28 protein-coding genes, 2 tRNA genes and 1 pseudogene are annotated in these 26,249 nt (G+C 59.2%); 18 read left to right on the top strand and 13 right to left on the bottom strand.

Translation table 11 applies throughout. The features are described 5' to 3' along the window. Window positions 1–95: 95 nt before the first annotated feature. Window positions 96–563 carry a thioredoxin-dependent thiol peroxidase gene (bcp, locus tag ACUTJJ_RS18005; RefSeq protein ID WP_063948738.1) on the bottom strand — a complete coding sequence of 156 codons (468 nt, stop codon included), beginning with the start codon at window positions 561–563 and terminating at the stop codon, window positions 96–98. A 234-nt stretch (window positions 564–797) separates the two neighbouring features. On the opposite strand from bcp, the gene ACUTJJ_RS18000 reads away from it, so the two are divergent. Beyond that, on the top strand, window positions 798–4,178 hold the full coding sequence (locus tag ACUTJJ_RS18000) for a YhdP family protein (RefSeq protein ID WP_144573971.1): 3,381 nt from the start codon (window positions 798–800) through the stop codon (window positions 4,176–4,178). A gap of 145 nt (window positions 4,179–4,323) precedes the next feature. On the opposite strand, the gene tyrS is transcribed toward ACUTJJ_RS18000, so the two are convergent. After that, window positions 4,324–5,577: a tyrosine--tRNA ligase gene (gene tyrS, locus ACUTJJ_RS17995; protein WP_063948742.1), complete on the bottom strand. Its 1,254-nt coding sequence runs from the start codon at window positions 5,575–5,577 to the stop codon at window positions 4,324–4,326. Window positions 5,578–5,725: 148 nt separating this feature from the next. Between tyrS and ACUTJJ_RS17990 the strand changes: the two genes are divergently transcribed. Continuing rightward, the gene (locus ACUTJJ_RS17990; protein ID WP_445542976.1) at window positions 5,726–6,847 is read left to right on the top strand and encodes an anhydro-N-acetylmuramic acid kinase; all 1,122 of its coding nucleotides are present in this window, start codon (window positions 5,726–5,728) and stop codon (window positions 6,845–6,847) included. Window positions 6,848–6,913: 66 nt separating this feature from the next. Here the strand turns inward: ACUTJJ_RS17990 and ACUTJJ_RS17985 are convergent, their stop codons facing one another. Beyond that, window positions 6,914–7,591 carry an alpha/beta hydrolase gene (locus ACUTJJ_RS17985; protein ID WP_063948746.1) on the bottom strand — a complete coding sequence of 226 codons (678 nt, stop codon included), beginning with the start codon at window positions 7,589–7,591 and terminating at the stop codon, window positions 6,914–6,916. A gap of 211 nt (window positions 7,592–7,802) precedes the next feature. Between ACUTJJ_RS17985 and ACUTJJ_RS17980 the strand changes: the two genes are divergently transcribed. From ACUTJJ_RS17980 to sufA, 8 genes are all read left to right on the top strand, one after another. Beyond that, complete coding sequence (locus tag ACUTJJ_RS17980; protein WP_445542975.1) at window positions 7,803–8,972, top strand: cysteine desulfurase family protein; 1,170 nt, start codon at window positions 7,803–7,805, stop codon at window positions 8,970–8,972. Window positions 8,973–9,171: 199 nt separating this feature from the next. Then, window positions 9,172–10,641: a Fe-S cluster assembly protein SufB gene (gene sufB, locus ACUTJJ_RS17975; protein WP_144573974.1), complete on the top strand. Its 1,470-nt coding sequence runs from the start codon at window positions 9,172–9,174 to the stop codon at window positions 10,639–10,641. Between the two features lie 59 nt (window positions 10,642–10,700). Then, window positions 10,701–11,042, top strand: a complete 342-nt coding sequence (locus tag ACUTJJ_RS17970; RefSeq protein WP_445542974.1) for a GIY-YIG nuclease family protein — start codon at window positions 10,701–10,703, stop codon at window positions 11,040–11,042. A 115-nt stretch (window positions 11,043–11,157) separates the two neighbouring features. Further along, window positions 11,158–11,913, top strand: coding sequence for a Fe-S cluster assembly ATPase SufC (gene sufC / locus ACUTJJ_RS17965; protein WP_003522658.1), 756 nt, complete (start codon window positions 11,158–11,160; stop codon window positions 11,911–11,913). A gap of 23 nt (window positions 11,914–11,936) precedes the next feature. Continuing rightward, complete coding sequence (gene sufD, locus ACUTJJ_RS17960) at window positions 11,937–13,208, top strand: Fe-S cluster assembly protein SufD (protein ID WP_445542973.1); 1,272 nt, start codon at window positions 11,937–11,939, stop codon at window positions 13,206–13,208. Window positions 13,209–13,317: 109 nt separating this feature from the next. Further along, the gene (locus tag ACUTJJ_RS17955; protein WP_445542972.1) at window positions 13,318–14,559 is read left to right on the top strand and encodes a cysteine desulfurase; all 1,242 of its coding nucleotides are present in this window, start codon (window positions 13,318–13,320) and stop codon (window positions 14,557–14,559) included. 35 nt (window positions 14,560–14,594) lie between these two features. After that, the gene (locus ACUTJJ_RS17950; RefSeq protein ID WP_004442386.1) at window positions 14,595–14,978 is read left to right on the top strand and encodes an SUF system Fe-S cluster assembly protein; all 384 of its coding nucleotides are present in this window, start codon (window positions 14,595–14,597) and stop codon (window positions 14,976–14,978) included. 105 nt (window positions 14,979–15,083) lie between these two features. Beyond that, on the top strand, window positions 15,084–15,473 hold the full coding sequence (sufA, locus tag ACUTJJ_RS17945) for a Fe-S cluster assembly scaffold SufA (protein ID WP_445542971.1): 390 nt from the start codon (window positions 15,084–15,086) through the stop codon (window positions 15,471–15,473). 163 nt (window positions 15,474–15,636) lie between these two features. Here sufA and ACUTJJ_RS17940 read toward each other — a convergent pair whose 3' ends face one another. Next, window positions 15,637–15,912 (bottom strand): hypothetical protein, encoded by a 276-nt coding sequence (locus ACUTJJ_RS17940; RefSeq protein WP_445542970.1) that lies wholly within the window; start codon window positions 15,910–15,912, stop codon window positions 15,637–15,639. A 94-nt stretch (window positions 15,913–16,006) separates the two neighbouring features. On the opposite strand from ACUTJJ_RS17940, the gene ACUTJJ_RS17935 reads away from it, so the two are divergent. After that, window positions 16,007–16,237 (top strand): hypothetical protein, encoded by a 231-nt coding sequence (locus ACUTJJ_RS17935; protein WP_404497214.1) that lies wholly within the window; start codon window positions 16,007–16,009, stop codon window positions 16,235–16,237. A 16-nt stretch (window positions 16,238–16,253) separates the two neighbouring features. After that, window positions 16,254–16,721, top strand: a complete 468-nt coding sequence (locus tag ACUTJJ_RS17930) for a DUF6714 family protein (RefSeq protein ID WP_445542979.1) — start codon at window positions 16,254–16,256, stop codon at window positions 16,719–16,721. 10 nt (window positions 16,722–16,731) lie between these two features. On the opposite strand, the gene ACUTJJ_RS17925 is transcribed toward ACUTJJ_RS17930, so the two are convergent. The 3 genes from ACUTJJ_RS17925 to ACUTJJ_RS17915 are packed head-to-tail and all read right to left on the bottom strand — an operon-like array spanning window position 16,732 to window position 19,953. Beyond that, entirely contained in the window at window positions 16,732–17,940 is a 1,209-nt protein-coding gene (locus tag ACUTJJ_RS17925; protein ID WP_445542969.1) for an ABC transporter permease, read from the bottom strand. Beyond that, the gene (locus tag ACUTJJ_RS17920) at window positions 17,930–18,649 is read right to left on the bottom strand and encodes an ABC transporter ATP-binding protein (protein WP_445542978.1); all 720 of its coding nucleotides are present in this window, start codon (window positions 18,647–18,649) and stop codon (window positions 17,930–17,932) included. The genes ACUTJJ_RS17925 and ACUTJJ_RS17920 overlap by 11 nt, the downstream gene beginning before the upstream one ends. 14 nt (window positions 18,650–18,663) lie before the next feature. Beyond that, window positions 18,664–19,953: an efflux RND transporter periplasmic adaptor subunit gene (locus tag ACUTJJ_RS17915; RefSeq protein ID WP_445542968.1), complete on the bottom strand. Its 1,290-nt coding sequence runs from the start codon at window positions 19,951–19,953 to the stop codon at window positions 18,664–18,666. 238 nt (window positions 19,954–20,191) lie between these two features. Between ACUTJJ_RS17915 and ACUTJJ_RS17910 the strand changes: the two genes are divergently transcribed. Together ACUTJJ_RS17910 and ACUTJJ_RS17905 are read left to right on the top strand one after the other, a co-directional pair. Further along, the gene (locus ACUTJJ_RS17910; protein ID WP_445542967.1) at window positions 20,192–20,347 is read left to right on the top strand and encodes a hypothetical protein; all 156 of its coding nucleotides are present in this window, start codon (window positions 20,192–20,194) and stop codon (window positions 20,345–20,347) included. Between the two features lie 31 nt (window positions 20,348–20,378). Further along, complete coding sequence (locus ACUTJJ_RS17905; protein ID WP_445542966.1) at window positions 20,379–21,170, top strand: DUF429 domain-containing protein; 792 nt, start codon at window positions 20,379–20,381, stop codon at window positions 21,168–21,170. A 23-nt stretch (window positions 21,171–21,193) separates the two neighbouring features. Here ACUTJJ_RS17905 and ACUTJJ_RS17900 read toward each other — a convergent pair. Next, window positions 21,194–21,270: transfer RNA gene (locus ACUTJJ_RS17900), tRNA-Arg, on the bottom strand. Window positions 21,271–21,312: 42 nt separating this feature from the next. After that, window positions 21,313–21,618, bottom strand: a complete 306-nt coding sequence (locus ACUTJJ_RS17895; RefSeq protein WP_063948763.1) for an ETC complex I subunit — start codon at window positions 21,616–21,618, stop codon at window positions 21,313–21,315. A gap of 267 nt (window positions 21,619–21,885) precedes the next feature. Here ACUTJJ_RS17895 and ACUTJJ_RS17890 point away from each other — a divergent pair. Continuing rightward, window positions 21,886–21,962, top strand: a tRNA-Pro gene (locus ACUTJJ_RS17890). Window positions 21,963–22,012: 50 nt separating this feature from the next. Here the strand turns inward: ACUTJJ_RS17890 and ACUTJJ_RS17885 are convergent. Together ACUTJJ_RS17885 and ACUTJJ_RS17880 are read right to left on the bottom strand one after the other, a co-directional pair. Beyond that, window positions 22,013–23,155 (bottom strand): ceramide glucosyltransferase, encoded by a 1,143-nt coding sequence (locus ACUTJJ_RS17885; protein ID WP_445542965.1) that lies wholly within the window; start codon window positions 23,153–23,155, stop codon window positions 22,013–22,015. A gap of 182 nt (window positions 23,156–23,337) precedes the next feature. Further along, a complete protein-coding gene (locus tag ACUTJJ_RS17880; RefSeq protein ID WP_063948765.1) occupies window positions 23,338–23,607 on the bottom strand; it encodes a DUF982 domain-containing protein in 270 nt (89 codons plus the stop codon). Window positions 23,608–23,820: 213 nt separating this feature from the next. Here ACUTJJ_RS17880 and ACUTJJ_RS17875 point away from each other — a divergent pair, with 213 nt between their 5' ends. After that, window positions 23,821–24,069 (top strand): BON domain-containing protein, encoded by a 249-nt coding sequence (locus ACUTJJ_RS17875; protein ID WP_063948767.1) that lies wholly within the window; start codon window positions 23,821–23,823, stop codon window positions 24,067–24,069. 60 nt (window positions 24,070–24,129) lie between these two features. On the opposite strand, the gene ACUTJJ_RS17870 is transcribed toward ACUTJJ_RS17875, so the two are convergent. After that, on the bottom strand, window positions 24,130–24,612 hold the full coding sequence (locus ACUTJJ_RS17870; RefSeq protein WP_209088019.1) for a DUF192 domain-containing protein: 483 nt from the start codon (window positions 24,610–24,612) through the stop codon (window positions 24,130–24,132). Further along, window positions 24,612–25,190 carry a cold-shock protein gene (locus ACUTJJ_RS17865; protein ID WP_063948771.1) on the bottom strand — a complete coding sequence of 193 codons (579 nt, stop codon included), beginning with the start codon at window positions 25,188–25,190 and terminating at the stop codon, window positions 24,612–24,614. The genes ACUTJJ_RS17870 and ACUTJJ_RS17865 overlap by 1 nt, the downstream gene beginning before the upstream one ends. Before the next feature lie 191 nt (window positions 25,191–25,381). Here ACUTJJ_RS17865 and gloA point away from each other — a divergent pair, with 191 nt between their 5' ends. Next, window positions 25,382–25,822: a lactoylglutathione lyase gene (gloA, locus tag ACUTJJ_RS17860; RefSeq protein WP_445542977.1), complete on the top strand. Its 441-nt coding sequence runs from the start codon at window positions 25,382–25,384 to the stop codon at window positions 25,820–25,822. A gap of 156 nt (window positions 25,823–25,978) precedes the next feature. Beyond that, a pseudogene (locus ACUTJJ_RS17855) lies at window positions 25,979–26,249 on the top strand (YcbK family protein); the annotation flags it as partial.

Here is a 26,249-nt window from a genome sequence, read left to right as displayed (position 1 = left end):
CGGTCTTGGTGTCAAGATCAGCGCTCCTGATGGCATCCGTCGCGCCGCCGCGAAGCGACGCGATCTTGAACGGGGACGTCACGGCGGGTTGTTCCCTACACCGTCTTTGCTGCTTCGAGCACGGCCTGCGCGTGGCCCGCAACCTTCACCTTGTTCCAAATTTCCGCGATCTTTCCGTCGGGCGCCACAAGGAAGGTGGTGCGTTCGACGCCCATGTATTTCTTGCCATACATGCTTTTCTCCTTCCAGACGCCGTAGGCTTCCAGAACGGCCTTTTCCTCGTCGGAGGCCAGCATGACCGAAAGCGAATGCTTGGCGGCGAACTTGTCGTGGCTTTTGACGCTGTCGGGCGAAATACCGATCACGACGGCGTTGGCAGCTTCGAACTCGCCGCCGAGCGCGCTGAAGTCGATCGCCTCTGCGGTGCAGCCCGAGGTGTCGTCCTTGGGGTAGAAGTAGAGGATGACCGCCTTGCCTTGAAGTTTCGACAATGTCACCGTGCCTTCACCGTTACGGGGCAAAGTAAAATCGGGAGCCGGGCTGCCAATCTTCAAGTCTGTCATAATCTACCTTTCTTTCGCCGGGATGTTGAGGGAAAGTCGCCACATTCGATATATAGCGAAACCGCGCGCCGTCCAGATCGCGATTTGAGATTTTGGGGTCGAAACGACACGAAAACTCGATCATGATCCGGGTTACCGATAAGGGGCGTGATTCCAGACGAAAACCGCATCGATTTTCGCCATCCCGCTTTGGTGTCGCGGCGAAACAGTGGATCCAGAGGCAAGCACGGGCGTATGGCTGAAATAAGGGGTGAAAAGGTCAAGTTCGGCAAGCGGGATATCGTTGCTTTGCACGATCTTCCGTCGGCGCAGGCCGAAGACCCGATCATCGTGCATTGCCCGCCGCCGCGCTCCATGGCGCGCGCACTTTTCAAGATTTTTGCGGCCTTGTTTGTTCTGGCCTTCCTGTCCATCGGTGGCATCATCCTGTCGGTCGAGACCGGCTCAATCGACAAGACGCTCTCGAGCCAGGCGCAGCAGGCGCTGGAGAAGGCGCTCGGCCCGCACTACAGCGCGCGTATCGGCTCCTCTGCCATCCGGTTTTCCACCGGGTTGCGGCTGGCGCTGGTGGCGGAAGATGTTGACATCGTCGAGAAAGAATCCGGTCAGCATCTCAGCCGCGCGCGGGCAATCGGCATGGCGCTCGATCCGCTCGCGCTCCTGACCGGTCGCGTCTCGGTGGAAAGCCTCGAAGCCGACGGGATGGAGCTCGACACCGCGCTTCTGCCGAAAGGCAACGGTTTCGACCTTGCCAGCCTCAAGCTCGACGCGGTGCCTCAGCAATTGCAGGAGGCGTTCGGCCAGCTGGACAAGCTCGCCCAGGCCTTCCTCAGCAGCGGCACCGAAGAGATCGATATTTCCAGCGTGTCGGTACGTCTTCCCCCTGGAGAGCAGGGAAAGCCGCGCACGATTGAGGTGCGTGAACTGTCGCTGACGCCGGATCAGCAGGGCGGATATTCTCTCGATGGCGAAACGCTGTTCAACGGTGAGGTTGCGAGCGTCTCGTTGCAAACATCCGGATCGGGTGGGCGCATCGACGGCTTTGAGGCACGGATCGATGGTTTCGACATCGGACCCTTTCTCGAAAAATTCGATCCCGAGGGCAATCTGCACGAAGGCCTGAACGTCAAGACGGGCGTCAATATTCTTGCCCGGCGTGCGGCCGAAGGGCAGGAGCCGCGGCTCGAAGTCTCTGTCGGGCTCGGCAATGGTCTGCTGATGATCGGCGGCGAGTCCCAGACCTTCACCGCAGGCACGGTCAACGCCCGTTACGATTTCGCAAAGAGCCGGCTCGTCATCGACAATTCGCGCATCGATCTCGGGCGCACCGTAATCCCTGTTGCCGGAGAGATCAGCGATGCCGACGACGGTTTCGAACTGTCGCTCCGGGTCGATAATGGTATCGCCTCCTCGGAGGCTTCGGGCGAGGAGCCCGTGCCTTTCAGTGCGAAGGCTGAAGGCCATTTCACCGCCTCCACAAAGCAGCTTGAGGTACCCTCGCTCTACGTCAGCGGGCCACTGGGAGACATGGCGGGATCCCTGAAACTCCGATTTGGCGAGGGATCGCCGGAAATCAGTTTTGCCGGGCAGATTCCGAAAATGGAGGCGACGGCGGTCAAGCAGCTGTGGCCTTTCTGGATGGCGCACAAGCCGCGCGAATGGGTCGTGTCCAATCTCTACGGCGGCACGATTACCAATGGCTCGATCGCGGTCTTCATCCCGCAAGGACGGATGTGCGGACCGGGCTGCCCGCTGGTGCTCGGCGACAGCGAGATGCAGATCCGTTTCGACATCGATGATACGCGCCTCAATACCACCGGTGACATTCCGCCGCTGCGCGATGTCGATGCTCATTTCGACCTCGTCGGGGGCAAGATGGCCGTCGATATCAAACAGGGAACGACCTATTTCCCGTCCAACCGGTCGCTTGCGTTGGAAAACAGCCGCTTTCTCATTTCCGATGTGTACGACAAGCCGCTGCTGGGAAATCTGGAGCTGAACGTTTCCGGCGCTGCCGATGCCGTTGCGGAGCTCGCGACGCTGAAACCCATCAATGCGCTCAAGGACACGCAATTCAAGCCGGATGATTTTGCCGGGGATGTCAAAGCCCACGCCAATCTGACTGTCGGCCTGCTTTCCAGCCAGAACCCGCCGCCGCCGGTCTGGACGGCCGATCTCGACCTGAAGAACCTGTCGCTGACGAAGCCTTTTGCCGGCCGGAAGGTGACGGCTGTCGATGGTTTCATGACGCTCGATGACCGACAGCTCAGGCTGGAGGGCAAGGGCCGCATCGACGATGTGCCGATGGACATTGTGATGACGGAGCCGGTCCGCAAGAAAAGCGATATCGCGCCGACACTGTCACTCAAGGCAAGCCTCAACGAGACGCAGATCGCCAAGCTCGCACCGGAACTCTCGACGGTTCTCGGCGGCACGACCGCGATTGAAATCGAAGGGGCTGATCCAAAACGGCAGGATGTTCGGCTGGACCTGACCAAAGCATCGCTCATTCTGCCGGGACTTGGCTGGAGCAAAGGCATCGGCATCCCTGCCAGCGCCGCCTTTACCATCCAGGTGGCGGATGGACGCACGTCGATCAGCAACTTCTCGCTCGACGGCGATGGATTTGGTGCCGCCGGTGATATCGTCTTTTCCAAGAACGGACTGATTTCCGCCGATCTCAATCGGGTACAACTGTCGCCGTCCGATAACTACGCCGTATCGGTCGCCGCTTCAAAGAACGGTTACATCGTCAATGCATCGGGGAAATCCGCCGATTTGAGGCCCTTCATCTCGAAGCTTCGCAACCCCTCCAGCAGCGGTGATGGTGTATCACGCTCCCAGCCGTCGCTTTCGGTCAAGGCGCAGTTCGACAAGGTCTACGGGTTCAACGACGAGGTTCTCGGCAATGTCAACGCCGATGTCAGCGTGCGAGATGGCAAGGTGCGCTCGGTGGATGTGCGCGGTGTCACCGGCAATGGTCAGGCCGTCGTCGCCCAGACCACAAATCGTGGTGCGAGCGGCACGGTAACCTTGACCAGCAGCGATGCCGGTTCGCTCGCCCGTTTCGCCAATATCTACAGCCGCATCCGCGGCGGGCTTCTCAATCTCGCGCTGACGACGTCCAATGGCAGCGACTGGAGCGGCTCGCTCGACCTGCGCAATTTTGCCGTCGTCAACGAAGCGAAGTTGCAGGACATCGTGGCGACGCCGACCGGCGAGGATGGCAGAAGCCTTAACAATGCCGTGAGACGCAATATCGATGTCAGCTCTGAAAAATTCCAGCGGGGCTTTGCCCGCATCGTTTATGTCAACGGTGCGGTTGCCGTCGAGAACGGCGTTGTGCGCGGCGAGCAGATCGGCGCGACGTTCCAGGGGCTATTGAAGGACCAGAATGGCCGCATGGACATGACCGGCACCTTCATGCCGGCCTATGGCCTGAACCGGCTCTTCGGCGAATTGCCGTTCATCGGCATCTTCCTTGGCAACGGCCGTGACCGCGGCCTGCTCGGCATCACATTCAAGCTCTCGGGTCAGACCGATCAGCCGAAGCTGACGATCAATCCGCTATCGCTGATCGCTCCCGGCGTCTTCCGGCAGATATTCGAATTCTAGAAAAGTCATCCCAATGAAAACGTCGGATGGACCCAAGCTCCAGGTTCATCCCATCGCAGGCGCGTAAAACCGCTAGGCGCTTACGGCAAACACGCCACTAAAAAGGGCCGCTTTCGCGGCCCCCGATGGCGCGTCGTCTTGTCGGTCACGCCGGGCGAACCAGAACGTGCTTCTTCTTGCCGACCGAAAGCTTGATGACGCCGTCCGCGGTGATATCGGCGGTGCCGATGATCTGGCGCTCGTCAGACACAGCTTTGTCGTTGATCTTGACCGCACCGCCCTGAACGTGGCGGCGGGCCTCGCCGTTCGAACCGGCGAGACCGGCGCGGACGACGAGCGAAAGCACGCCGAGGCCGGCTTCGAGTTCTGCTGTGGGAACCTCAATCGAAGGCAGGTTTTCGGCAAGCGCGCCTTCCTCGAAGGTCTTGCGCGCCGTTTCGGCAGCCTCTTCCGCAGCGGCGCGGCCATGCAGGATCGCCGTCACTTCCGTTGCGAGAATTTTCTTCGCCTCGTTGATTTCTGATCCGCCTAGCGCTGCAATGCGGGCGATTTCATCCATCGGCAGGGTGGTGAACAGCTTGGCGAAGCGTACGACGTCGGCATCTTCCGTGTTGCGCCAGTATTGCCAGAAATCATAGACCGGCAGCAGGTCCTTGTTCAGCCACACGGCACCCGACGCCGACTTGCCCATCTTCGCGCCGGAAGAGGTGGTCAGAAGTGGCGAGGTCAGCGCGTAAAGCTGCGGTGTCCCCATGCGGTGACCGAGGTCGATGCCATTGATGATGTTGCCCCACTGGTCAGAGCCGCCCATCTGCAGGCGGCAGCCGGTGCGCTGGTTCAGTTCCACGAAGTCGTAGGCCTGCAGGATCATGTAGTTGAATTCGAGGAAGGACAGCGACTGTTCGCGATCAAGCCGGGTCTTCACGCTGTCAAAGGACAGCATGCGGTTGACCGAGAAGTGGCGGCCTACATCGCGCAGAAATTCGAGGTAGTTCAGACCACGCAGCCAGTCGGCGTTGTTGATCATCAGCGCCGGGTTGCCGGGGCGATCGTAATCGAGGTAGTTGGCAAAGACGTGCTTGAGCGAGGTGATGTTGTCCTCGATCATGTCGATCGTCATCAGCTTGCGAGCCTCTTCCTTGAAGGAAGGGTCGCCCACCATGCCGGTGCCGCCGCCCATCAGCGAGATCGGCTGATGGCCGGTCTTCTGCATCCAGTGCAGCATCATGATCTGGGTGAGGTGACCGACATGCAGACTGGAAGCCGTCGGGTCATAGCCGATATAGGCGGTCACGGTTTCCTTGGCGAACAGTTCGTCGAGACCTGCCTCATCGGAGATCTGGTGAATGAAGCCGCGCTCATCGAGCGTGCGGAGGAAATCGGACTTGAACCTAGACATAACCTTTTACTTTCTGGTTTGATCTGTGCGGCCATCGAAAACCGATGACCGTGGCGGCTTTATCATTGTTTTTTGAAATGTGCACCCGTTTCGGCCATGAATGTCGGGATTCAGGCGAGCATGATTCGAGTTTGCAGGGGAGCGGCACGTGGGCGAGGTCAAAACGGCAGTCGGGCTGATGAGCGGCACATCGATGGACGGCATCGATGTCGCTCTTCTGCGCACGGATGGCGAAAGCGTGGTTCGGCATGGGCCGAGCGGGTATTTCCCCTATGATCCCGGCCTGCGCGCCATCTGGCAAAAGGCGCTGACGACAGCCAAGTCCATTCGCGAGCGTCGCGAGCGCCCCGGTGATCTTGATGAGGCCGAGCGCAAGCTGACGCTTGCGCATGCGGCGGTGGTGAAATCCTTTCTTCAGAGCCACCGGCTTCAGCCCGGTGATATCGATGTCCTCGGTTTTCATGGCCAGACGGTGCTGCACCGGCCGGATGAGGCGCTGACGGTGCAGATCGGTGACGGATCATTGCTGGCAGAGGAAAGCGGTATCGACGTGGTTTATGACATGCGTGCCAACGACATGGTGCATGGCGGGCAGGGAGCGCCGCTCATTCCCGCTTATCACATGGCGCTGTCTGCCAATCTGCCTGACGGGTTCGAAACGCCGGCCGTCTTCGTCAATATCGGCGGTATCTCCAATCTGACTTATATCGGCGACGGTGGCCGGCTTGCGGCTTTCGACAGCGGTCCCGGCAATATGCTGATCGACCAGTGGATCGAGGCCCATACCGGCAAGGCCTTCGACAAGGGCGGCAGTACGGCGGCGGGAGGCAGCGTGGTCCCTTCGCTGGTGGCGCACTATTTGGAAAGCCCGTTCTTCTCGGCCAATATCCGCCGTTCGCTGGATCGCAGCGATTTTTCGCCGCCAAAAATGGGTGAGGTTTCGCTTGCGGACGGCGCGCGGACGCTGGCGCATGTGACAGGGGCGGCAATCCTCAAATCGGCGAGTTACCTGCCGGAAGCGGCGAAGACCTATGTGGTCTGTGGTGGCGGGCGGTTGAACCCGGTGATCATGGCGGAATTTGCAGGGCTTGCAGCAAAGGTCGGCGCACGCGTGATTGCGGCGGAGGAGGCGGGTCTTGATGGCGGCGCTATGGAGGCGGAGGCCTGGGCCTATCTGGCCGTTCGGTCGCTAAAGGGACTGCCGCTGACTTATCCGGGGACCACGGGGGTGAGCGAGCCGGTGACGGGTGGGGTATTGGTGCGGGCGTAGTTGATGGCGGTGGGCTTGGTTCACCCACCACCGATCACTATTGTCTGCCGCAATGCTACCGGCCAATCACCGAATGCGCTTCGCCGCCGGTTCCGGCACCAGTTCACCATTCAGGCGACGGTCGAGATAGTCCTCGCATTCGCCCATCAGCTCATCCACCTTGCCGTTAAAGAAGTGGTTGGCGCCGGGGACGGTGCGGTGTGTGATGAGGATGCCCTTCTGGGTCTTCAGCTTTTCGACCAGACCGTTCACGTCCTTCTCAGGCGCGACCTTGTCGGCATCGCCATTGATGATGAGGCCGGACGACGGGCAGGGCGCGAGGAAGGAGAAGTCGTAGGTATTGGGCTGCGGCGCAATCGACATGAAACCTTCGATTTCCGGGCGGCGCATCAGAAGCTGCATGCCGATCCAGGCGCCGAAAGAATAACCCGCGACCCAGCAGCTCTTGGAATCCGGATGCAGGCTCTGCACCCAGTCAAGCGCGGAGGCGGCGTCGGACAGTTCGCCCGCACCGTGGTCGAATTCGCCCTGGCTGCGGCCGATGGAGCGGAAATTGAACCGGAGCGTCGTGAAACCGCGCTTCTGGAAAAGATAAAAGAGCTGATAGACGATCTGGTTGTTCATCGTGCCGCCGAATTGCGGGTGCGGATGAAGGATGATCGCAATCGGCGCGCTCTTTTCCTTGGAGGGTTGATAACGGCCTTCGAGGCGACCCGCAGGGCCGTTAAAGATGACTTCGGGCATTGGTACTCCGGTCGTGTTTTTTCATTCTCCAACCGCATTCTTCCGATGAGAAGACTTGACGAACTGTGTCATCTTTTCTAGAACGCAGTTTAGAATAATTCGAAACTTTGCGTGTGCTTAAGCACTCGGACCGTGTCATAAGGCAAGCGCAACTGTAATTTCAAGAAAAATGCGTTTTTGCGCATGGAAGATTGGATAAAGCCTCACCGCCATGACAGTTTTGACGCGCACATATATGGACTGGAACGCCACGGCGCCGCTTTTGCCGGCCGTGCGTGATGTTCTTGTGTCTGCGCTCGAGTTTGCCGGCAATCCGTCTTCCGTCCATCGTGAAGGCCGGGCCGCCCGGGCTGCAATCGAGACAGCCCGCCGCGAGGTTGCAGCGCTGGCCGGGGCTGAATCAGCCCACGTGACCTTCACCAGCGGCGCGACGGAAGCGGCCAATCTGGTGCTGACACCGGATTTCAAAATGGGACGCAGCCCGGTCCGGGTCAGTCAGCTCTATATTTCCGCCATCGAACATCCGGCCTTCCGCGAAGGTGGCCGTTTTGACAGCGGTAACGTTACGGAAGTTCCCGTTACGTCAGCAGGTATCCTCGATATCGCCGCCTTTGAGGCGCTGCTGTCTTCGCATGACAGGTCCGCCGGCCTGCCGATGGTTGCCTGCATGCTGGTGAACAATGAGACCGGCATTCTGCAGCCCGTCGCTGAAGCGGCGCGGCTGGTTCATGCGGCAGGCGGGCTGATGGTTGTTGATGCCGTGCAGGCGGCGGGCCGTATTCCGCTCGATATCAACGCGCTCGATGCCGACTTCATTGTGATTTCGTCTCACAAGCTCGGTGGCCCGAAGGGTGCCGGGGCTCTCATTTCGCGCGGTGAAGTGATGATGCCGAAGCCGCTGATCCATGGTGGTGGCCAGGAAAAGGGCCATCGCTCGGGAACGGAAAATACCCTGTCTGTTATCGGTTTTGGGACTGCCGCCGCTGTTGCTGCTCGGACTATCGAGGCTGAGGCGGCGCGTCTTGCCGGGCTGCGGGCGCGGCTGGAAAAAGGGATGCGGTTAAACGCGCCTGATGTGATCATCCACGGTGAGGATGTCATGCGCGTCGCCAACACCACGTTTTTCACGCTTCCAGGCCTGAAGGCCGAGACCGGGCAGATCGCCTTCGATATAGAAGGTATCGCAGTTTCCGCCGGTTCTGCCTGTTCATCCGGAAAGGTGGGCGAAAGCCATGTGTTGAGCGCGATGGGGCACGATCCCAAGCTCGGCGCGCTCAGGATTTCCATCGGTCACGCAACTGACGAGGCCGATATCGACAGGACGCTTGCGGCCTTTGCGAAAATTGCCGGACGGCGCAAGCTTTCCGGTCAGGCCGCGTAAAATGCGGCAAAGAATTGCGGATTAGCAATTTTCCGCTTGCCGGGATGTGTGAAAAGCGCCATCCCGCACCTATATGGGTATAAGCTCCGCCCCGGTTGACGGCTCGGAACGATTTACCCAGAGATCAAATAAGGCGGCTTTCCGCCTTGATACGTTGACAAGCCACCGGACCTTGGCTCCGGCGAGATTGGAGAACGACATGGCAGCGGTTCAGGAAACGATCGATCAGGTCCGCCAGATCGATGTGGACCAGTACAAATACGGCTTCGAAACCACTATCGAAGTCGACAAGGCCCCGAAGGGCCTTTCGGAAGAGGTGATCCGTTTCATCTCGGCCAAGAAGCAGGAGCCTGAATGGATGCTGGAATGGCGTCTTGAGGCTTACAGGCGCTGGCTGACGATGGAAGAGCCGACCTGGGCGCGCGTCAGCTACCCCAAGATCGACTTCAACGATCTCTATTATTATGCCGCGCCGAAAAGCACCCCCGGCCCGAAGTCGCTCGATGAAGTCGACCCGGAGCTGCTGAAGGTCTATGAAAAGCTCGGTATTCCGCTGAAAGAACAGGAAATCCTCGCTGGCGTTGAAAAGCGTCAGGTCGCTGTTGATGCCGTCTTCGACAGCGTCTCCGTCGTCACCACCTTCAAGGCGGAACTGGCCAAAGCCGGCGTGATCTTCATGTCGATCTCGGAAGCCGTGCGCGAGCATCCGGAACTGGTGAAGAAATATCTCGGCTCGGTCGTTCCCACGACGGACAATTTCTACGCGACGCTGAACTCGGCGGTCTTCACCGACGGTTCCTTCGTGTTCGTGCCGAAGGGTGTTCGTTGCCCAATGGAGCTTTCCACCTATTTCCGCATCAACGAGAAGAACACCGGCCAGTTCGAGCGCACGCTGATCATCGCCGAAGAGGGGGCTTACGTCTCTTATCTGGAAGGCTGCACAGCCCCGCAGCGCGACGAGAACCAGCTTCACGCCGCCGTGGTTGAACTTGTGGCGCTCGATGATGCCGAAATCAAATATTCCACCGTCCAGAACTGGTATCCGGGCGACAAGGAAGGCAAGGGCGGCATCTACAACTTCGTGACCAAGCGCGGTGACTGCCGCGGCAACCGTTCGAAGATTTCGTGGACGCAGGTGGAAACCGGTTCGGCCATCACCTGGAAATACCCGTCCTGTATTCTGCGCGGTGACGACAGCCGTGGCGAGTTCTATTCCATCGCGGTCTCCAACGGTCACCAGCAGATCGATAGTGGCACCAAGATGATCCATCTCGGCAAGAACACGTCGAGCCGCATTATCGCCAAGGGCATTGCTGCTGGCTTCTCGGAAAACGTCTATCGCGGTCAGGTCTCGGCCCACCGCAAGGCGACGAATACGCGCAACTTCACGCAGTGCGACAGTCTGCTGATCGGCGACAAGTGCGGCGCACATACCGTGCCCTATATCGAGGCGAAGAATTCCTCTGCGCATTTCGAGCACGAGGCGACGACGTCGAAGATTTCCGAAGACCAGCTATTCTACTGCCTGCAGCGTGGCATTCCCGAGGAGGCGGCCATCGCGCTGATCGTCAACGGCTTCGTCAAGGAAGTCATTCAGGAGCTGCCGATGGAATTTGCCGTGGAAGCGCAGAAACTGATCGGCATTTCGCTGGAAGGAAGCGTGGGTTAACTCTTGCTCGACGTCATCCTCGGGCTTGTCCCGAGGATCTGCTGTCGCGGGATGCGTAGATGAGCGGTGTCGTTTACATGATGTCCGATAAACCGCGCGGTGTGATCTATACTGGCGTCACCATCGACCTGCCGGGAAGGGTTTATGAACACCGCACCACGTTGCATAAGGGTTACACCGAGAAATACAGGGCAAAGAACCTCGTCTGGTTTGAAACCCACCCCAATATCGTGCTGGCAATCCAGCGGGAGAAATCATTGAAGCGTTACATGCGCGAGTGGAAAATTCGGTTGATCGAAGAATTAAATCCGACCTGGATGGACCTTTACGAGCGCATCAACGAAATCGCCAACGCCTATCGGCCGCATGAGAATACGCGGAAGTGGGGCGACTATAATTGACGTGATTAGATCCTCGGGACAAGCCCGAGGATGACGGATGTTAGAATTGAGAGCGACCCGTAAATCGGGTCTACGAGGCGGTCCTTGAAACCGCACCATGAACAGGAACCATACCATGCTTGAAATCATCGACCTGCACGCGAAGATCGCCGATACCGAAACCGAGATCATCAAGGGTCTCAACCTGAAGGTTGCTGCTGGTGAAGTTGCCGCCATCATGGGGCCGAACGGTTCCGGCAAGTCGACGCTGTCCTACATCCTGTCGGGCCGTGAGGACTATGAAGTCACCTCCGGTGACATTCTTTATAACGGCGAAAGCATTCTGGAACTGGATGCCGCCGAGCGCGCGGCCAAGGGCATTTTCCTTGCCTTCCAGTATCCGGTCGAAATTCCGGGCGTGGCCACCATGCAGTTCCTGAAGGTTGCGATGAACGAGCAGCGCAAGGCGCGCGGCGAGTCCGAGCTGACGACGCCTGATTTCATCCGCCGCGTCAAGGAAGCCGCCGGCGATCTGAAGATCGATATGGAGATGCTGAAGCGTCCGCTCAACGTCGGTTTCTCGGGTGGTGAGAAGAAGCGCGCCGAAATCCTGCAGATGGCGCTCTTGGAGCCGAAGCTCTGCGTTCTCGACGAAACCGATAGCGGTCTCGACATCGACGCGCTGAAGATCGTGGCTGACGGCGTCAACGCGCTGAAGTCGCCGGATCGCGCAACTGTCGTCATCACCCACTATCAGCGCCTGCTCGATTACATCGTGCCTGACAGCGTTCACGTTCTCTACAAGGGCAAGATCATCCGCTCGGGTGACAAGGCTCTGGCGCTGGAACTGGAAAACAACGGTTACGCCGACATCATCGGTGAAGCGGCCTGATTGAAGGCCAGGAGGTGATGTCCATGAACATTCAAGCTACCAACCGGCTGACGCCAGCGGAAACCGCGCTGGTCGATGCCTACACCGCCAAGTTCAGCGAGCTGCCCGGTGACGGCGCCGTTGTCGCTGCTCGCGACGTGCTGTTCGACGATCTCAAAACCGGCGGTCTTCCGACCCGCCGCATCGAGGCCTGGCACTATACCGATCTGAAGAGCCTGCTGCGGACCGTCCCTGAGGATCGCCCCGCGCCTGTGATCGAGAAGGTGACGTCCGTCGTTGCCGGTTCGCCTGTGGCTTATATGCTGCATGGCACGGCCGATATCGGCAGGGTCGATGATGTCAGCATATCGCGCTTTGCGGATAGCCTTCTCGACGGTTCCGCCGCCGCAGGTCTGGCGGAAGCCAGCAAGGATGACACGATTGGCCGCATCAATGGCAGCTTCGTGCGTGACGGCATCGTGGTCGAGATTCCCGCCGATGCTGAGCTCGATAAGCCGATCGAACTGCAGGCGATCCATGGCGCTGGCCAGGTTCACAGCCGCTTCCCGGTGCGTTTTGGCAAGGGTTCGAAAGCGACCGTCATTGAACGTCACCTTTCGGTGACGTCTGATGCCGCTCTTGTGTCCTCTGTCAGCGATATCATTGTCGAGGATGGCGCGGAAGCAACCTGGATTCTTCTGCAACAGCAGGGTGCCGCCGATATTCATCTTGGTCAGCTGCGCATCAAGCTTGGCGCGGAAGCGAAGCTGCGTCTCTTCGTGATCAATGCCGGCGGCAAGCTGGTGCGTCAGGAACTGCGCATCGATGTGGAAGGCGAGGGCACTGATCTCATCGTTCGCGGCGTCAACCTTCTGGGTGGCGACACCCATACCGACGTGACGATGGTTCTCGGCCACAACGTGCCGAACACGACCTCGACGGAAGTTTTCCGCAACGTGGTGTTCGACCGCGCGAAGGGCATTTTCCAGGGCATGATCCGGGTCGCGCCGGATGCCCAGAAAACCGACGCGAAGATGGCGTGCAATACGCTGCTGATGTCTGACGATGGCGAGTTCTCGGTAAAGCCGGAACTGGAAATCTTCGCCGACGACGTTCAGTGTGGCCATGGTGCGACGGTTGCCGATATCAGCGACAACCATCTTTACTACCTGATGGCGCGCGGCGTGCCGCGGGCGAAGGCACGGGCGATGCTCGTCAACGCCTTCGTCGCGGAGATCGTCGAGGAACTGGAAGAAGAAAATCTGGTAGAGGCGCTGGAGACGATCATTTCAGGCTGGCTGGAGCATCACGCTTAGCAACCTCTCCGTCGTCATCCTCGGGACAAGCCCGAGGATGACGTGAAGCAGCGGTAACGACTGCAAAACCCGGAGCTCTCCAGAAGAGCACCATGAAAGGGCCCGAGAAATGGACCAGACCGCAATGGCGGCCCCTTATGACATCGAAGCCGTGCGCCGGGATTTCCCGATCCTGTCGCGCGAGGTCTATGGCAAGCCGCTGGTCTATCTCGACAACGGCGCGTCCGCTCAAAAGCCGCAGGTGGTGATCGACGCCGTTTCGCATGCTTATGCAAATGAGTACGCAAACGTGCATCGCGGCCTGCATTTCCTCTCCAATGCCGCAACCGACGCCTATGAAGCGGCGCGCGAAAAAGTGCGCCGGTTCCTGAACGCCGGTTCGGTGGACGAGATCGTCTTTACCAAATCCTCGACCGAGGCGATCAATACGGTTGCCTATGGCTACGGCATGCCCAAGATCGGCGAGGGCGACGAGATCGTCATCTCGATCATGGAGCACCACTCCAATATCGTGCCGTGGCATTTTATCCGCGAGCGGCAGGGCGCCAAGCTCGTCTGGGTGCCCGTCGATGATGACGGCGCGTTTCATATCGAGGCTTTCGAAAAGAGCCTGACGGAACGCACCAAGCTCGTTGCCATCACCCATATGTCGAATGCGCTCGGCACCATCGTTCCGGTCAAGGAAATCTGCCGCATCGCGCATGAGCGCGGCATTCCGGTGCTTGTTGATGGCTCGCAGGGCGCGGTTCACATGCCGGTGGATGTGCGCGATATCGATTGCGACTGGTATGTGATGACCGGCCACAAGCTTTATGGCCCCTCGGGCATCGGCGTGCTCTACGGCAAGGCGGACCGGTTGCGCGAGATGCAGCCGTTCCAGGGCGGCGGCGAGATGATCCTCGACGTTACCGAAGACAATGTCACCTATAACGAGCCGCCGCACCGTTTCGAAGCCGGCACACCGCCCATCGTGCAGGCGATCGGCCTCGGTTACGCGCTCGATTACATGGACAATCTCGGCCGCGCCGCAATTGCAGCACACGAGGCCGATCTTGCCGCTTACGCCGCCGAGCGGCTGCGCGAGATCAATTCGCTGCGCATCATCGGCAACGCGCCTGACAAGGGCGGTATCTTCTCCTTCGAGCTTGAGGGCATTCACGCCCACGATGTCTCGATGGTGATCGACCGGCGCGGCGTTGCCGTGCGGGCCGGCACCCATTGCGCCATGCCGCTCTTGAAACGCTTCGGCGTCACCTCCACATGCCGGGCATCGTTCGGCCTTTACAATACCCGCGCCGAAGTAGACTCTCTTGTCGAGGCGCTGGAATATGCGCGCAAATTTTTCGCCTGATATCGCGGCCTGAAATCAGGATTGAGGTTAAGACCATGACTGCCGATGCCACTGCAAAGACCCAGGATGCGACCGAAGCTCAGGAAAAGGTATCCACCATTCCGCCGGATGAGCTTGCACGCCTCAGCGACGATGTGATCGCGGCGCTGAAGACCGTTTATGACCCGGAAATTCCGGCTGACATCTTCGAACTCGGTCTCGTTTACAAGATCGATATCGAAGATGACCGGATGGTCAAGATCGTCATGACGCTGACGGCACCCGGTTGCCCCGTCGCTGGCGAAATGCCAGGCTGGGTGGAGAACGCCGTTGGCGCCGTCGAGGGTGTTTCCGGCGTCACCGTCGAAATGACCTTCGATCCGCCATGGACGCCGGATCGCATGTCGGAAGAAGCGCAGGTCGCCGTCGGCTGGTATTGATTTGATTTTGACTGGTGTCATCCCTTGATGACATCGTCACACACACTTAAATTGAATTCCATAAGCATCGAGCCTTGAACTCGATTGTTGAAGGAGAATGGGCCCATGGGCTTTGCAATCATGACCATGACCGGGGCTGCGGCCTCTCGCGTTAAGGCAATCGTCGAAAATTCCGGACCGGACGCCAAGGGCGTGCGCGTCGGCATCAAGAAGGGCGGCTGCGCGGGCATGGAATATACCATCGACCTCGTGACCGAGCCGGATGCGAAGGACGATCTGGTGGAATTCGAAGGCGCGAGAGTCTGGGTTCAGCCTTCCGCCGTGCTTTATCTGCTCGGCACGCAGATGGATTTCGAAGTGACCAAGATGCGCTCCGGTTTCACCTTCAACAATCCGAACCAGACGTCTGCCTGTGGCTGCGGTGAATCGGTTGAGCTGAAGCCTGCGGATCTCGCCGCGCTCGCAAAGCAGCGTGAGGCAGAAGCCAGCGTTTGATGTGACACGACGTCGTCACATCCTCGGGCTTGACCCGAGGATCCATCCCCGTCAAATCGCTTGAGACGTTCGTAGATCCTCGGGTCAAGCCCGAGGATGACGGATGACATGTTTCAGGTTTTTTCCGCAGACTGCGTCTCACGCAAAGTCAACTTCCCAAGGATCATGACTGCTGTTTGAAGGCTTCGATGAAATTGGCCAGCGGATGGATTGATGGCGTGGTCATCAACAGCGGTTCGAGAGCCGCGGCGATCTCCCGGCGATCTTCTGCAGAGAGTGGCCGCAGGCTTGACGTGATCCTGTTATAGTCAGGCGTCCCGCGCGATGCGAGCGAGCGATGGATCACAAACACTTCCGTCTGCCCGTCCTGTCGCTCCACAAAAAGGGCAAGCGATCCGCCGTCTGCAGCCGCAGCGCTATCGGATACGGATTTGAACATCGAGACTCCATGCGGTAGATTTCCGGAGAGCCTATCCGATTGACGTCATGGAGCAAGATTGAATGCGGATGGTTTCAGTGAGGGGGTAGCCGGCGTGGGGAATAGCAGTAGCTCGATTGATGTCTGGACACTTGGCCTCGTTGCTGCCGGCATTCTGGTCGGCCTGATGTTGGTTGTCGGTATTCTTTTCCTCTCCTTTTCTTGGGAGGCTAAAGCACGCAGGCGCGCGTCATCAACCACTACGGAAGGCGTTCAGTTCGAACGAACCGAAGGCGGCGAGTGGCCAACGGTGCGTGGAGACGGGGGCGAAGGGGGCCATCATTGAACGTGGGGTTCACGTGATGAGACCGGCAGGGGAGATCACGGCCACGGCAAGGGCGGCGGTAAAAGCTGCTTTCGCGCACGTCACCCTAGGCGGCGGTGTGGGTCGTCGTGAGGCCGCCGCGATTGATGATTACGCGAGCCATGATGTGCTTGCCGCCCTCCGCGCCGAGGATGAAAAGGACGACTGGTCTGCGATCACGGTGGAGGACGTGAACCTCCACTCCGCCAGCCCTGCGTTTTTTGATGCCGAAGCAATGCGGTTTCATCTACCCGCCTACATGATCGCCGATCTCGACGGTTGTTACCGGCACGAGTTCGTGCCCCATCTGCGCGGTCGCCCGGAGAAATTTGCGCTGTTGAACGACGCTCAAAGGCGAGCCGTTGAATTATATTTGCACGCCCTCCTGCAGCGAAACAACCCGCCGTCTTACCAGTCCGATGTAGAACTGGCGCTTGAGGAATGGCGGCAAGCCGCAGATCGTTAGGCCGGATTGATCACTCGTGTCTCAGGGCTTCGATGGGACTAAGGCTCGCCGCCCGCCGCGCGGGAAAATAGCCGAATATCACCCCGATGGCCGCCGAAAAGGCGAAGGCGAGGAATATGATGGACGGGCTGGTAACGAAGGGCACGTTGAGATAACCCACAACGGCATAAGCAAGGCCGAGGCCGGTGAGGATGCCGACGATGCCGCCGAAGGCCGAGAGCATCACCGCCTCCACCAGAAACTGCGTGAGCACCTGTTTTTCCAGCGCGCCGATCGCCAGTCGAATGCCGATCTCGCGGGTGCGTTCCGTTACCGAAACCAGCATGATGTTCATGATGCCGATACCGCCCACGAGAAGACTGACGGCGGCAACCGCGCCGAGAAGTCCGGTGAGAAGCGTCGTCGTGCCGGTCATGGCGGACGCGATCTGCGTCATGTCGTTGACGGTAAAATCGTCCTCACGGCCGATGCCGATGCGGCGGCGCTCGCGCAGCAGGTTCTGCAGGTCGCTCTGCACCTTGGCGGTGGAAACGCCATCCTGCGCCGAGACCATGATCGAGGAAATGGTGGTGGTGCCGCCGATACGCCGCTGGTGGATTTTCAGCGGCATGATGATGGTATCGTCCTGATCGTCACCGAGGCCGGACTGGCCTTTTCTGGCGAGAACACCGATGACGGGGCAGGAGATGTTGCTGACGCGGATTGTCTGTCCGACAGGGTTCTCCGCCCCGAAGAGCTCCTGTCGCACGGTCTCGCCGATGATGCAGCCGATCTGGCCGCCACGATCTTCGGCAGGCTGAAAGTCACGACCGAGCGCGATGGTCCAGTCCTGCGCGATCAGATAGTCGTTCGTAGTGCCGATGACGCTCGTCTGGTGGTTCTTGCCGCCGAAAATGACGGTTGCCGCAGCGCTGCGGTTTTGCGGCGCGACAGCGCGGATGCCCGATATCTGGTTGCGGATGGCCTCGACATCGCGGTCATCGAAGCGCTTGGCTTCGGTGCTGGCACGGCCGGGTCCGAACTGGCCGGGACGCACGAACAGCATGTTGGTGCCGAGCCGTGACAGTTCCGATTTTACCTGTTCCGTCGTGCCATTGCCGATGGTGACCATGGCGATGACGGCGGCCACACCAATGACGACGCCAAGCACGGTAAGGAAGGAGCGCAAAAGGTTGCGGCTGATGGCGCGCAGCGCAAGACGCGACGTTTCAAGGAACATCCGATGCCTCCTTTTCGTCCGCGGCGCTATCGGAGGCGAGGTGGCCGTCCACAAAACGCAGCAGACGCCCGGCATAAGCGGCGATATCCTCCTCATGCGTCACCATGACGACCGTGATGCCCTTGTCGCGATTGAGCGAGGTTATCAGTTCCATGATTTCGACGCTCGTCTTCGTGTCGAGATTGCCGGTCGGCTCGTCCGCCAGAAGCAGGGCGGGGCGGGTAACGATGGCGCGGGCAATGGCCACACGCTGCTGCTGGCCGCCGGATAGCTCCTGCGTGGTGTGATCTTCGCGGCCTTTGAGCCCCACCTGCGCCAGCGCCTCCATGGCGCGCTCCCGACGCTCCGAGGCCTTCATGCCGCGATAGATCAACGGCAACTCGACATTTTCGACGGCCGATGTCCGGGAGAGAAGATTGAAGCCCTGAAAGACGAAACCGAGCATGTGCCGGCGCAGCAGCGTCAGGTGCTCATTGTCGAAGCCGCTGGTCGGCACGCCCTGGAAGAGATACTCGCCTGCCGATGGCACATCCAGACAGCCGATGATGTTCATCGAGGTGGATTTGCCGGAGCCTGACGGCCCCATGATGGCGACGAATTCCTTTTCACGAATGGAAAAGCTGACGCCATCGAGCGCGCGGATCGTCGCTTCGCCGCGGCCATATTGCTTGACGACGTCACGAAATTCGATGAGCGGCGGCTGTTCCAAACGCATGCCCTCCCTCAGCCGGCGTTGCGCGCGGTGGCGTCGGTAATCACCTGGTCGTCGGCCTGCAGCTCTCTCGATTTTACGACGGTATGCTGGCCGTCGGTGGAGCCGGTTTCGATGGCGACGGAGACGGGCGCGTTGTTGCGCAACACCCAAACGGTTCTCTTGCCGGTCGCTGCCTGGCCGGTGTCGCGGTTCTGCGAGCGGCCCATGCGCGGCGGGCGGAAGAGGCTCATCAACCCGCCGCCGCGGGAGGCGGATTCGCGCGGCGGCGTGTAACGCAGCGCCGAATTGGGCACCAGCAGGGCATCCTTGATGTCCTCCACGACGATATTGGCGGTTGCCGTCATGCCGGGGCGCAGCAGCAGTTCGGCGTTGTCGACCGTCAATATGCCCTTGTAGGTGACGACGTTGGAAACCGTCTCCGAGGCAAAGCGCACCGTCTCTATCTCGGCCGGGAAGCTGCGGTCGGGATAGGCATCGACATTGAACGTGGCCTTCTGGCCTGTATCGACCTTGCCAACATCGGCCTCGTCCACCGAGACCTGTAACTCCATGTGCCGCAGATCGCCGGCGATGGTAAAAAGCACAGGCGCATTAAGCGAGGAGGCGACGGTGGCGCCGGGATCGACACTGCGGGTAAGGATGACGCCATCGATGGGCGAGACGATCTTGGCCTTGCCAAGATTGACCTCGGCGAGCCGCAGATCCGCTTCCGCTGAAAGCACGCTCGCCTCATTGACGTCAAGCGTTGCTGCCGCCGCATCGTAGGTGAACTGCGCGGCGTCCAGATCCTGCTGGCTCGAGACGCGGTTCTGCACCAGCGATCTCAGGCGCTCCATCGAGGTTTTTGCCGAGCCGAGATCGGCGCGCGCCTTGAGCACACTGGCCTTGGCGGAGGCGAGTTTTGCCCGGGCGCTCTGCACGTCGGCCTCCAGCTTGTTGGTATCCAGCTCCGCCAGGACGTCCCCGGCCTTGACCGGCGTGTTATAGGTGACATTGACCTTGCGCACGGTGCCGGACAGTTCGCTGGATATATCAACCTGATCCGTCGGCTGAACCGAGCCGGTGGAGGTGACGATGACGGAGAGATCGCCACGGCGTGCGGGTTCCGTCGTGTAGGTGTAAGCCACGCCGCCTGCGCGTGATTGGTAATAATAACCAAGACCGCCGCCAATCAGCACAATGGCTGCTGCCAAATAGAGGAACCGACGCGACTTTTTCTTGCGGCCGTTTCTGGTCGTCCCCAAAATCTCGCGCAGATCGGGCTGGGTATCGCTGCCACTCGTATTGGCGTCATTCATTCTCGTCACTCGCAAAGTTCAAAATACTACAGAGAGTTGCCGTCGCTCTCCGATTTGTCCGTCCGTCTGTCGCCGTTATATTCCTCTGATTGTGGGAAGTGGCATAGCTTGCCCCAAGGGTGAAGTGAAAACTTGGTAATATTTATGATAGTTCTGGTCTGCTAGAGATAGGTATTCGAAAAGCCGATGCCATCTTTTGGGCAGAGGTTTCAGCAGCGACATTCAGGACGATGATGAAATGAACGACAACGTGGTGAAGTTCCGCAAACCGGTGCCGCCGAAAAAACCACGCGAACCGATGGGGCCGAAGGCAAAAAAGGCGCTGACGATCGCGGCGGTCATCGCATTCTTTGTGGCCGTCTGGGGTTATTTCACGTTCGTGGGGCAGGGGTAACGCGTTCGCAACGGAAATCCGGAAGCGGTGTATGACGGCAATATTGGGAATTGACGCCGCATGGACGGCAACCGAGCCAAGCGGCGTCGCCCTGGTCGTCAAGGATGGCTCATGCTGGCGGCTGCGCGCGGTTGCCGCCTCTTACGATCATTTTCTTGCACGACAGGACGATGCAATTGCGCGGACCGACCGTCCTCGTGGTTCGTTTGTACAGGCGACGGCGCTTCTGGATGCTGCCGAAGCGCTCGGCGGTCAGGTCAACCTCGTCGCAATTGATATGCCGCTGTCACATGCCCCGATAACGGCTCGGCGGGTTTCGGACAACAGGGTTTCCTCAGCTTATGGTGCCCGCTACTGCGGCACTCACACGCCGAATGCTCTCAGGCCAGGCAAGATCAGCGACGATCTCAAGCTATCATTAGAGCATGCAGGATATCCGCTCTTGACGACGCAGGTCTCTGACCGCGGTCTGCTCGAGGTCTATCCCCACCCCGCACTGGTTGAGCTGACGAAATCCGAGAAGCGGCTGCCGTACAAACATGCGAAAATCGGCAGTTACTGGCGATCAGATACCATTCCCATTCGGCGCATGAAATTGACCGACGTGTGGCGCTCGATTATCGCGCATCTCGATGCCCGCATCGACGGTGTTGCCGATGCTCTTGCCATTCCCCCCATCGGGGCGCGAGCATGGGAAATGAAGGCTTTCGAAGACATGATGGATGCAGTTGTTTGCGCGTGGATCGGCATCTGCGTTCTGGAGGGCGATGCGATCCCTTACGGTGACGAGACGTCCGCGATCTGGATTCCGGCGGCGCGGTGAAGATTTACGCCTTGGAGGGAAGGTGGCGACCCCTGCAGGACTCGAACCTGCGACCTACTGCTTAGAAGGCAGTTGCTCTATCCAGTTGAGCTAAGGGGCCGTCTTGCCGGGCAGCGGTGCTGCCGGCGAAAACTGCGGTGTTTCAGTGCGTCCAGGGCTGGGTGCGGTTGAAACGGAAATTATCGGTGTAGGAAACCACCTGGCGCGCTGCTTCCTTCGGCTGGATCACGCGGTATTCGATGCCCTTGCGCTGGGCATAGGCTTCGGCCTGTTCCTGCGTGTCGAATGTCAGCTTCACCTGCTGCTTCATGTCGGAACTGGAGGTATAGCCCATGATCGGATCGATCTTGCGCGGAACCTCGGCGTCGAATTCCAGAACCCAGACATTGGTCTTCGCCTTGCCGGATTGCATGGCGGTTTTTGCAGGGCGGTAAATCTTCGCAGACATGTCGAAACTGCTCCGGTTGACGAGTGGGGCATATAACCCCGAAATTATCCATCACGTACCTGAATAGAATAACCAAATCGTGTCAGGAACGTTGAATTTGAAATGGACTGACTTCAGTTGAGAGTCAAGACGATTATCCCCTTGGAGCCGGATCGCGCGGGCCCGCTTACCCGTCCACTTTCGCCCGAGGGCATCTTGTCCCAATAAAGATGAAATTCCCTGTTGCGGACTGCGGGTGAACCGTGTATTCCCCAGCCATCGCCTCGGCGGAGTGTAGCGCAGTCTGGTAGCGCATCTGGTTTGGGACCAGAGGGTCGGGAGTTCGAATCTCTCCACTCCGACCATTTTAAAGCTGAATATCAGCTTTCCGGCGTAATCCTTCCCAACATAATGATTATTCGGCATGCGGTCCTGCAAGCGTGCTTTCCGCCGTGCCTATCGTCATGACGTTGCCGCGCCACGCGACGGCGGTACCGATCCAGCTTCTCGCCCAGACGAGGGGCATGACCATGTCCCGCGCAATCATGGCGGGGAGCGTGTGGAACGAGATAGGCCAGCGGTTGAGGGCGGCAAGCGCGAGTTCCGGCACATACATCAGCGCGAGAACCGCAAAGGCGGTTGCGACGAGGCTCATCTCCATCATGGCGGCGGCTGCCACGGCGAAGAGAAGCGGGGGCAACGCACCGGTGAGGATTTCGGGGGCGAAGTAGTGGGGAAAAGTCACGCGGCGCAGCCGCGCCCAGCGCGCCTGGCGGGACCAGATTTCGCCCGCGTGGCGGCGGCCAAGTGGCTGTTCGAACGGGGTGGAAACCAGATGCACCTTAAGACCGGCGCTTCGCACGAGCTTCGTCGACGCTGCATCCTCGGCAATTTCCGCCGCCAGTGCGCGAATTCCGCCATGGTCTTCGAGGAACGGTTTGTTCCACAACATCGACTTGCCCTGTGCGAAGCCAATTCCGATTGCTTCCGCCGCATATTGCCAGCGACCCTGGGAACCGTTGAGGAAGGCGCATTCGACATGCGCCCAAAAGCCGATCGGGCGTGATCCGAGCGGCGGCGAGCAGACGAGCCCGCTATCCGATTGCCAGGCTGACATCATGGTTGTGATATAGGATGTCGGCATCAGCACGTTGGAATCGGCGAGAATGACCCAGTCATGTCGCGCTGCCCGCCAGCCCTTGACGCAATTGTTCAGTTTTGGATTGGCACTGATTCGATCATCACCCGTCAGCAATTGCGTCGGGATCATCGGATGGGCCGCTTCAGCCCTGCGGACTTCATCGATGACGGGATCGTCTTGGTCGGCCACGCAGAAGAGAAGTTCATAATCTGGCCAGTCCAGCTCGAAGGCGCGCGCAAGCGTGAGCGGCGTGAAGGTTTCCACCCCTCGCAGCGGGACCACGACCGAGACAGGCGGACGTTGCCTGACAAGGTCATTATCCGCCTCTCGCCGCATCAGCCGCCAGCCAGCGAGAACGATTCCGAGAAGATTGAAGCCGATGAGCAGCGTTGCGCAAAGAGCGAAGACGGTTTCCATGCGGGCCAGTTCCACTTCCGATGTTGGGGCGGTCCAGCCGCCGATTCCATGGAATTCGTCTCTGCCGATTATAACGTTTGCGTGACAGTTACATGTCATCATGACGGGGCGGGCCATCGGGTTCCGCGCAAAAGAAAAGCCCTCCGTATCGAAGGGCCCAGTCTTCATGATGGTTGTCAGTTTCAGTGCACGTTCAGGATATGCGCATGGCTGCTCGCAACGAGAAACGATTCTCTCGCCTTTTCGATATCGCAACGTCCGGCGATGGCATCGAGGCAGTTCCTGCGCGCCTCCTCATATTCAGGCCCGTGTTCTTCGGGCCAGCGGTACATCAGCATGTCGAGCGCCACCAATGGGCTATAGATTTCCACCGCCGCCGAAAGCGGAAGATGTATCGCCACAGGCTTCATCCACGAGGCGTGGTGACATGGCTCCGTTTTATGAATCAGCATGCCATTCTCCTCCCTGTTCTACCTGCTCTGCAGGCCTTCCCAACTCCCATGCGCGTAATGCCGGCCTCACGGAATTGTTCCCGATCACCTAAAATGTGATCGGCAGGGGGGTTCCATTTTTTCAAGATGAATGGAAGATGAACGAATAGATGAACCGGAGATGAACAAAACTGGCGCTCATGCGTTGGTATGTCCATAAGAAGGAGAACGCACATGTTCAATATGTCAGGCATTCAGGAAAGCTTCTTCGGCGACCGCATGGCAGGCGTATGCCAGGCGATCACCTCGGCACTGGCCTTCGAATCAGGTCTTGAAAAGTCGCGTATTTCCGCAAGCGTCGAGAACGACACGATTTATCTCGAAGGCACGGCTGACTCCGTTGAGGCGATCGATATCGCCATTAACCTTGCCGCTTCCATTTCGAATTGCCGGATTTTGAGCCATATCGAGCCGGTTTACTGATTATTGCGAGAGCCGGGCGACATTTCGTCCGGCGCATTCAAACGCAATAACGCGGCAGGATCACTTCCGGTTGCCAATTTGCGCGCTGCGAACCATATCGCCCGGCTTGATGCCATAGCGTTGCGCGGCGCCGCCATTCAACTCCAGCACAAATTTGACCGGTCCACGGGAACTGATGATCGCTTCGGAATGCGGAACCGCATTTTCGTGGATATGGGTGATTCGGCCATCGCTGCCGATGAACAGCATGTCGAGTGGGATCAGCGTATTGCGCATCCACATGGCGACGGCGCGTGGTTCATCGAAATCGAACAACATGCCGTGGTCAGGCGGCATTGACTTGCGGAACATCAGCCCCTGTTCCCGCTGGGCATCGTTCAATGCCAGTTCGGCGGTGAAATCGTATGTTTTTCCTTCCGCTGTCTCAATCGCCAGCGGCTCGGAAGTGAAGGTCACGCGTTCCTGCGCCTGCGCGGCGCTGGCAAATGCGAAAAAAAGAAGCGCCGCGACGGCGCTCTTCAGCAACTGTGGCAGGGCGGACATTAGTGCGACATCCCCATCGAAACCGGGTTGTCGGGGTGTATTTCCGCCGCCATGAGGCCCTTGTCGCCATCGCCATAACGCACCAGCACGACCTGGCCGGGGCGGAGCTCCGTCAGGCCAAAACGGCGCAGCGTTTCCATATGCACGAAGATATCTTCCGTGCCTTCGCCGCGCGTCAGGAAGCCGAAACCCTTGGTGCGGTTGAACCACTTGACGATGGCCCGTTCCAGCCCGCTGGACGGCGTCACCTGGACATGGGTGCGCACCGGCGGCAGCTGCGATGGGTGAACGGCGGTCGACTGGTCCATGGAGAGAATGCGGAACGCCTGAAAGCCGCGGTCGCGCCGCTGGATGAGGGCGACGATGCGCGTGCCTTCAAGGATTGTCTGGTAACCGTCGCGACGCAGGCAGGAGACGTGCAGGAGCACATCCTGTGTGCCATTATCGGGCACGATGAAGCCAAAACCCTTGGCGACATCGAACCACTTTACAACACCGGTGATTTCGGTCAGGTCCACGGCATCGCCCGAAAGGTCCTCGACATCGACTATCGTTTTCGATGACATCCTATCAGCCATATCCTGCCAACCCCTCGATTACGCGCCACACACCGGTCAACTGATTCCCAGGCGCCAGATTAACATCTTGGTAACGGTTTCACGCAAGCCCTAGTTTTTGATTTACGCAGCTGCTTTTATGTCGCCGTCCTTGTCCGGGGCTTGCCATCAGGCGTTTATCGGTTCCGGACCTTGTAATGGAGAGAACTAAAATGCGGTATCTGCACACGATGGTTCGCGTCAAAGACCTTGGCGAATCACTGAAATTCTATGTCGACCTGCTTGGCATGACGGAAATACGCCGGATCGAGAACGAAAAGGGCAAGTTTACGCTGGTGTTTCTTGCCGCGCGTGATGACATTGCTGTGGCGAAGGAGAACAAGGCTCCCTGCCTGGAGCTCACCTATAACTGGGATACCGAAGACTATACGGGCGGTCGCAACTTCGGCCATCTGGCCTATGAAGTCGACAATATCTACGACTTCTGCGCGCACCTGCAGGAGAACGGCGTCGTCATCAACCGGCCCCCGCGGGACGGCCACATGGCCTTCGTGCGCTCACCGGACGGCATTTCATTCGAAATTTTGCAGAAAGGCGAAAGCCTCGCACCAGCCGAGCCGTGGATATCTATGCAGAACACCGGCTCCTGGTAGGGTTATCCGGTGAGGTAGCGGCGTTTTCGGGTGCTCTTGCCTTGTCCCGAAAGGATGAGGCATAGTCCGCGAATCAAAAACGGCCTGTTCCGTTTTGGAAAAGCACACGATTCCGTTCCCGTGCTGCTGTTGTAAATGCAAGATACGGAGGCACCCATGAAATCTGTCGAAAGCGCGAAAGGACGCGTTGTCTGTCAGCGTTTTCTCGCCGCTGTTTCGCTGCTTGGGCTTTCCGGATGCGTTTCGGCAGTGACCGATGACGAGATGGCCGCCGCCGCTAAAAAGCCGGAAATTGCCGCGCCGCAAAAGCCCCAGGCGCCAGCGTCTGCCGCCGCCACCCAGCCCGGCCATTATGTGGATCCCGCCGTGGCGTCCGCTGCCGGTGCGGCGGCAGCACCTGTCCATCCCCAGGCTCCTGGCACCCCGG

This window comes from Agrobacterium sp. DKPNP3, from assembly GCF_052686535.1.
This window is presented reverse-complemented; position numbering and strand designations above follow the sequence as displayed.

What these genes read in the sequence shown, in the direction of transcription:
- bcp (WP_063948738.1), bottom strand. Translation starts at nt 563, where the DNA reads ATGACAGACTTGAAGATTGGCAGCCCGGCTCCCGATTTTACTTTGCCC.
- ACUTJJ_RS18000 (WP_144573971.1), top strand. Translation starts at nt 798, where the DNA reads ATGGCTGAAATAAGGGGTGAAAAGGTCAAGTTCGGCAAGCGGGATATC.
- tyrS (WP_063948742.1), bottom strand. Translation starts at nt 5,577, where the DNA reads ATGTCTAGGTTCAAGTCCGATTTCCTCCGCACGCTCGATGAGCGCGGC.
- ACUTJJ_RS17985 (WP_063948746.1), bottom strand. Translation starts at nt 7,591, where the DNA reads ATGCCCGAAGTCATCTTTAACGGCCCTGCGGGTCGCCTCGAAGGCCGT.
- ACUTJJ_RS17980 (WP_445542975.1), top strand. Translation starts at nt 7,803, where the DNA reads ATGACAGTTTTGACGCGCACATATATGGACTGGAACGCCACGGCGCCG.
- sufB (WP_144573974.1), top strand. Translation starts at nt 9,172, where the DNA reads ATGGCAGCGGTTCAGGAAACGATCGATCAGGTCCGCCAGATCGATGTG.
- ACUTJJ_RS17970 (WP_445542974.1), top strand. Translation starts at nt 10,701, where the DNA reads ATGAGCGGTGTCGTTTACATGATGTCCGATAAACCGCGCGGTGTGATC.
- sufC (WP_003522658.1), top strand. Translation starts at nt 11,158, where the DNA reads ATGCTTGAAATCATCGACCTGCACGCGAAGATCGCCGATACCGAAACC.
- sufD (WP_445542973.1), top strand. Translation starts at nt 11,937, where the DNA reads ATGAACATTCAAGCTACCAACCGGCTGACGCCAGCGGAAACCGCGCTG.
- ACUTJJ_RS17955 (WP_445542972.1), top strand. Translation starts at nt 13,318, where the DNA reads ATGGACCAGACCGCAATGGCGGCCCCTTATGACATCGAAGCCGTGCGC.
- ACUTJJ_RS17950 (WP_004442386.1), top strand. Translation starts at nt 14,595, where the DNA reads ATGACTGCCGATGCCACTGCAAAGACCCAGGATGCGACCGAAGCTCAG.
- sufA (WP_445542971.1), top strand. Translation starts at nt 15,084, where the DNA reads ATGGGCTTTGCAATCATGACCATGACCGGGGCTGCGGCCTCTCGCGTT.
- ACUTJJ_RS17940 (WP_445542970.1), bottom strand. Translation starts at nt 15,912, where the DNA reads ATGTTCAAATCCGTATCCGATAGCGCTGCGGCTGCAGACGGCGGATCG.
- ACUTJJ_RS17930 (WP_445542979.1), top strand. Translation starts at nt 16,254, where the DNA reads ATGAGACCGGCAGGGGAGATCACGGCCACGGCAAGGGCGGCGGTAAAA.
- ACUTJJ_RS17925 (WP_445542969.1), bottom strand. Translation starts at nt 17,940, where the DNA reads ATGTTCCTTGAAACGTCGCGTCTTGCGCTGCGCGCCATCAGCCGCAAC.
- ACUTJJ_RS17915 (WP_445542968.1), bottom strand. Translation starts at nt 19,953, where the DNA reads ATGAATGACGCCAATACGAGTGGCAGCGATACCCAGCCCGATCTGCGC.
- ACUTJJ_RS17910 (WP_445542967.1), top strand. Translation starts at nt 20,192, where the DNA reads ATGAACGACAACGTGGTGAAGTTCCGCAAACCGGTGCCGCCGAAAAAA.
- ACUTJJ_RS17905 (WP_445542966.1), top strand. Translation starts at nt 20,379, where the DNA reads ATGACGGCAATATTGGGAATTGACGCCGCATGGACGGCAACCGAGCCA.
- ACUTJJ_RS17895 (WP_063948763.1), bottom strand. Translation starts at nt 21,618, where the DNA reads ATGTCTGCGAAGATTTACCGCCCTGCAAAAACCGCCATGCAATCCGGC.
- ACUTJJ_RS17885 (WP_445542965.1), bottom strand. Translation starts at nt 23,155, where the DNA reads ATGGAAACCGTCTTCGCTCTTTGCGCAACGCTGCTCATCGGCTTCAAT.
- ACUTJJ_RS17880 (WP_063948765.1), bottom strand. Translation starts at nt 23,607, where the DNA reads ATGCTGATTCATAAAACGGAGCCATGTCACCACGCCTCGTGGATGAAG.
- ACUTJJ_RS17875 (WP_063948767.1), top strand. Translation starts at nt 23,821, where the DNA reads ATGTTCAATATGTCAGGCATTCAGGAAAGCTTCTTCGGCGACCGCATG.
- ACUTJJ_RS17870 (WP_209088019.1), bottom strand. Translation starts at nt 24,612, where the DNA reads ATGTCCGCCCTGCCACAGTTGCTGAAGAGCGCCGTCGCGGCGCTTCTT.
- ACUTJJ_RS17865 (WP_063948771.1), bottom strand. Translation starts at nt 25,190, where the DNA reads ATGGCTGATAGGATGTCATCGAAAACGATAGTCGATGTCGAGGACCTT.
- gloA (WP_445542977.1), top strand. Translation starts at nt 25,382, where the DNA reads ATGCGGTATCTGCACACGATGGTTCGCGTCAAAGACCTTGGCGAATCA.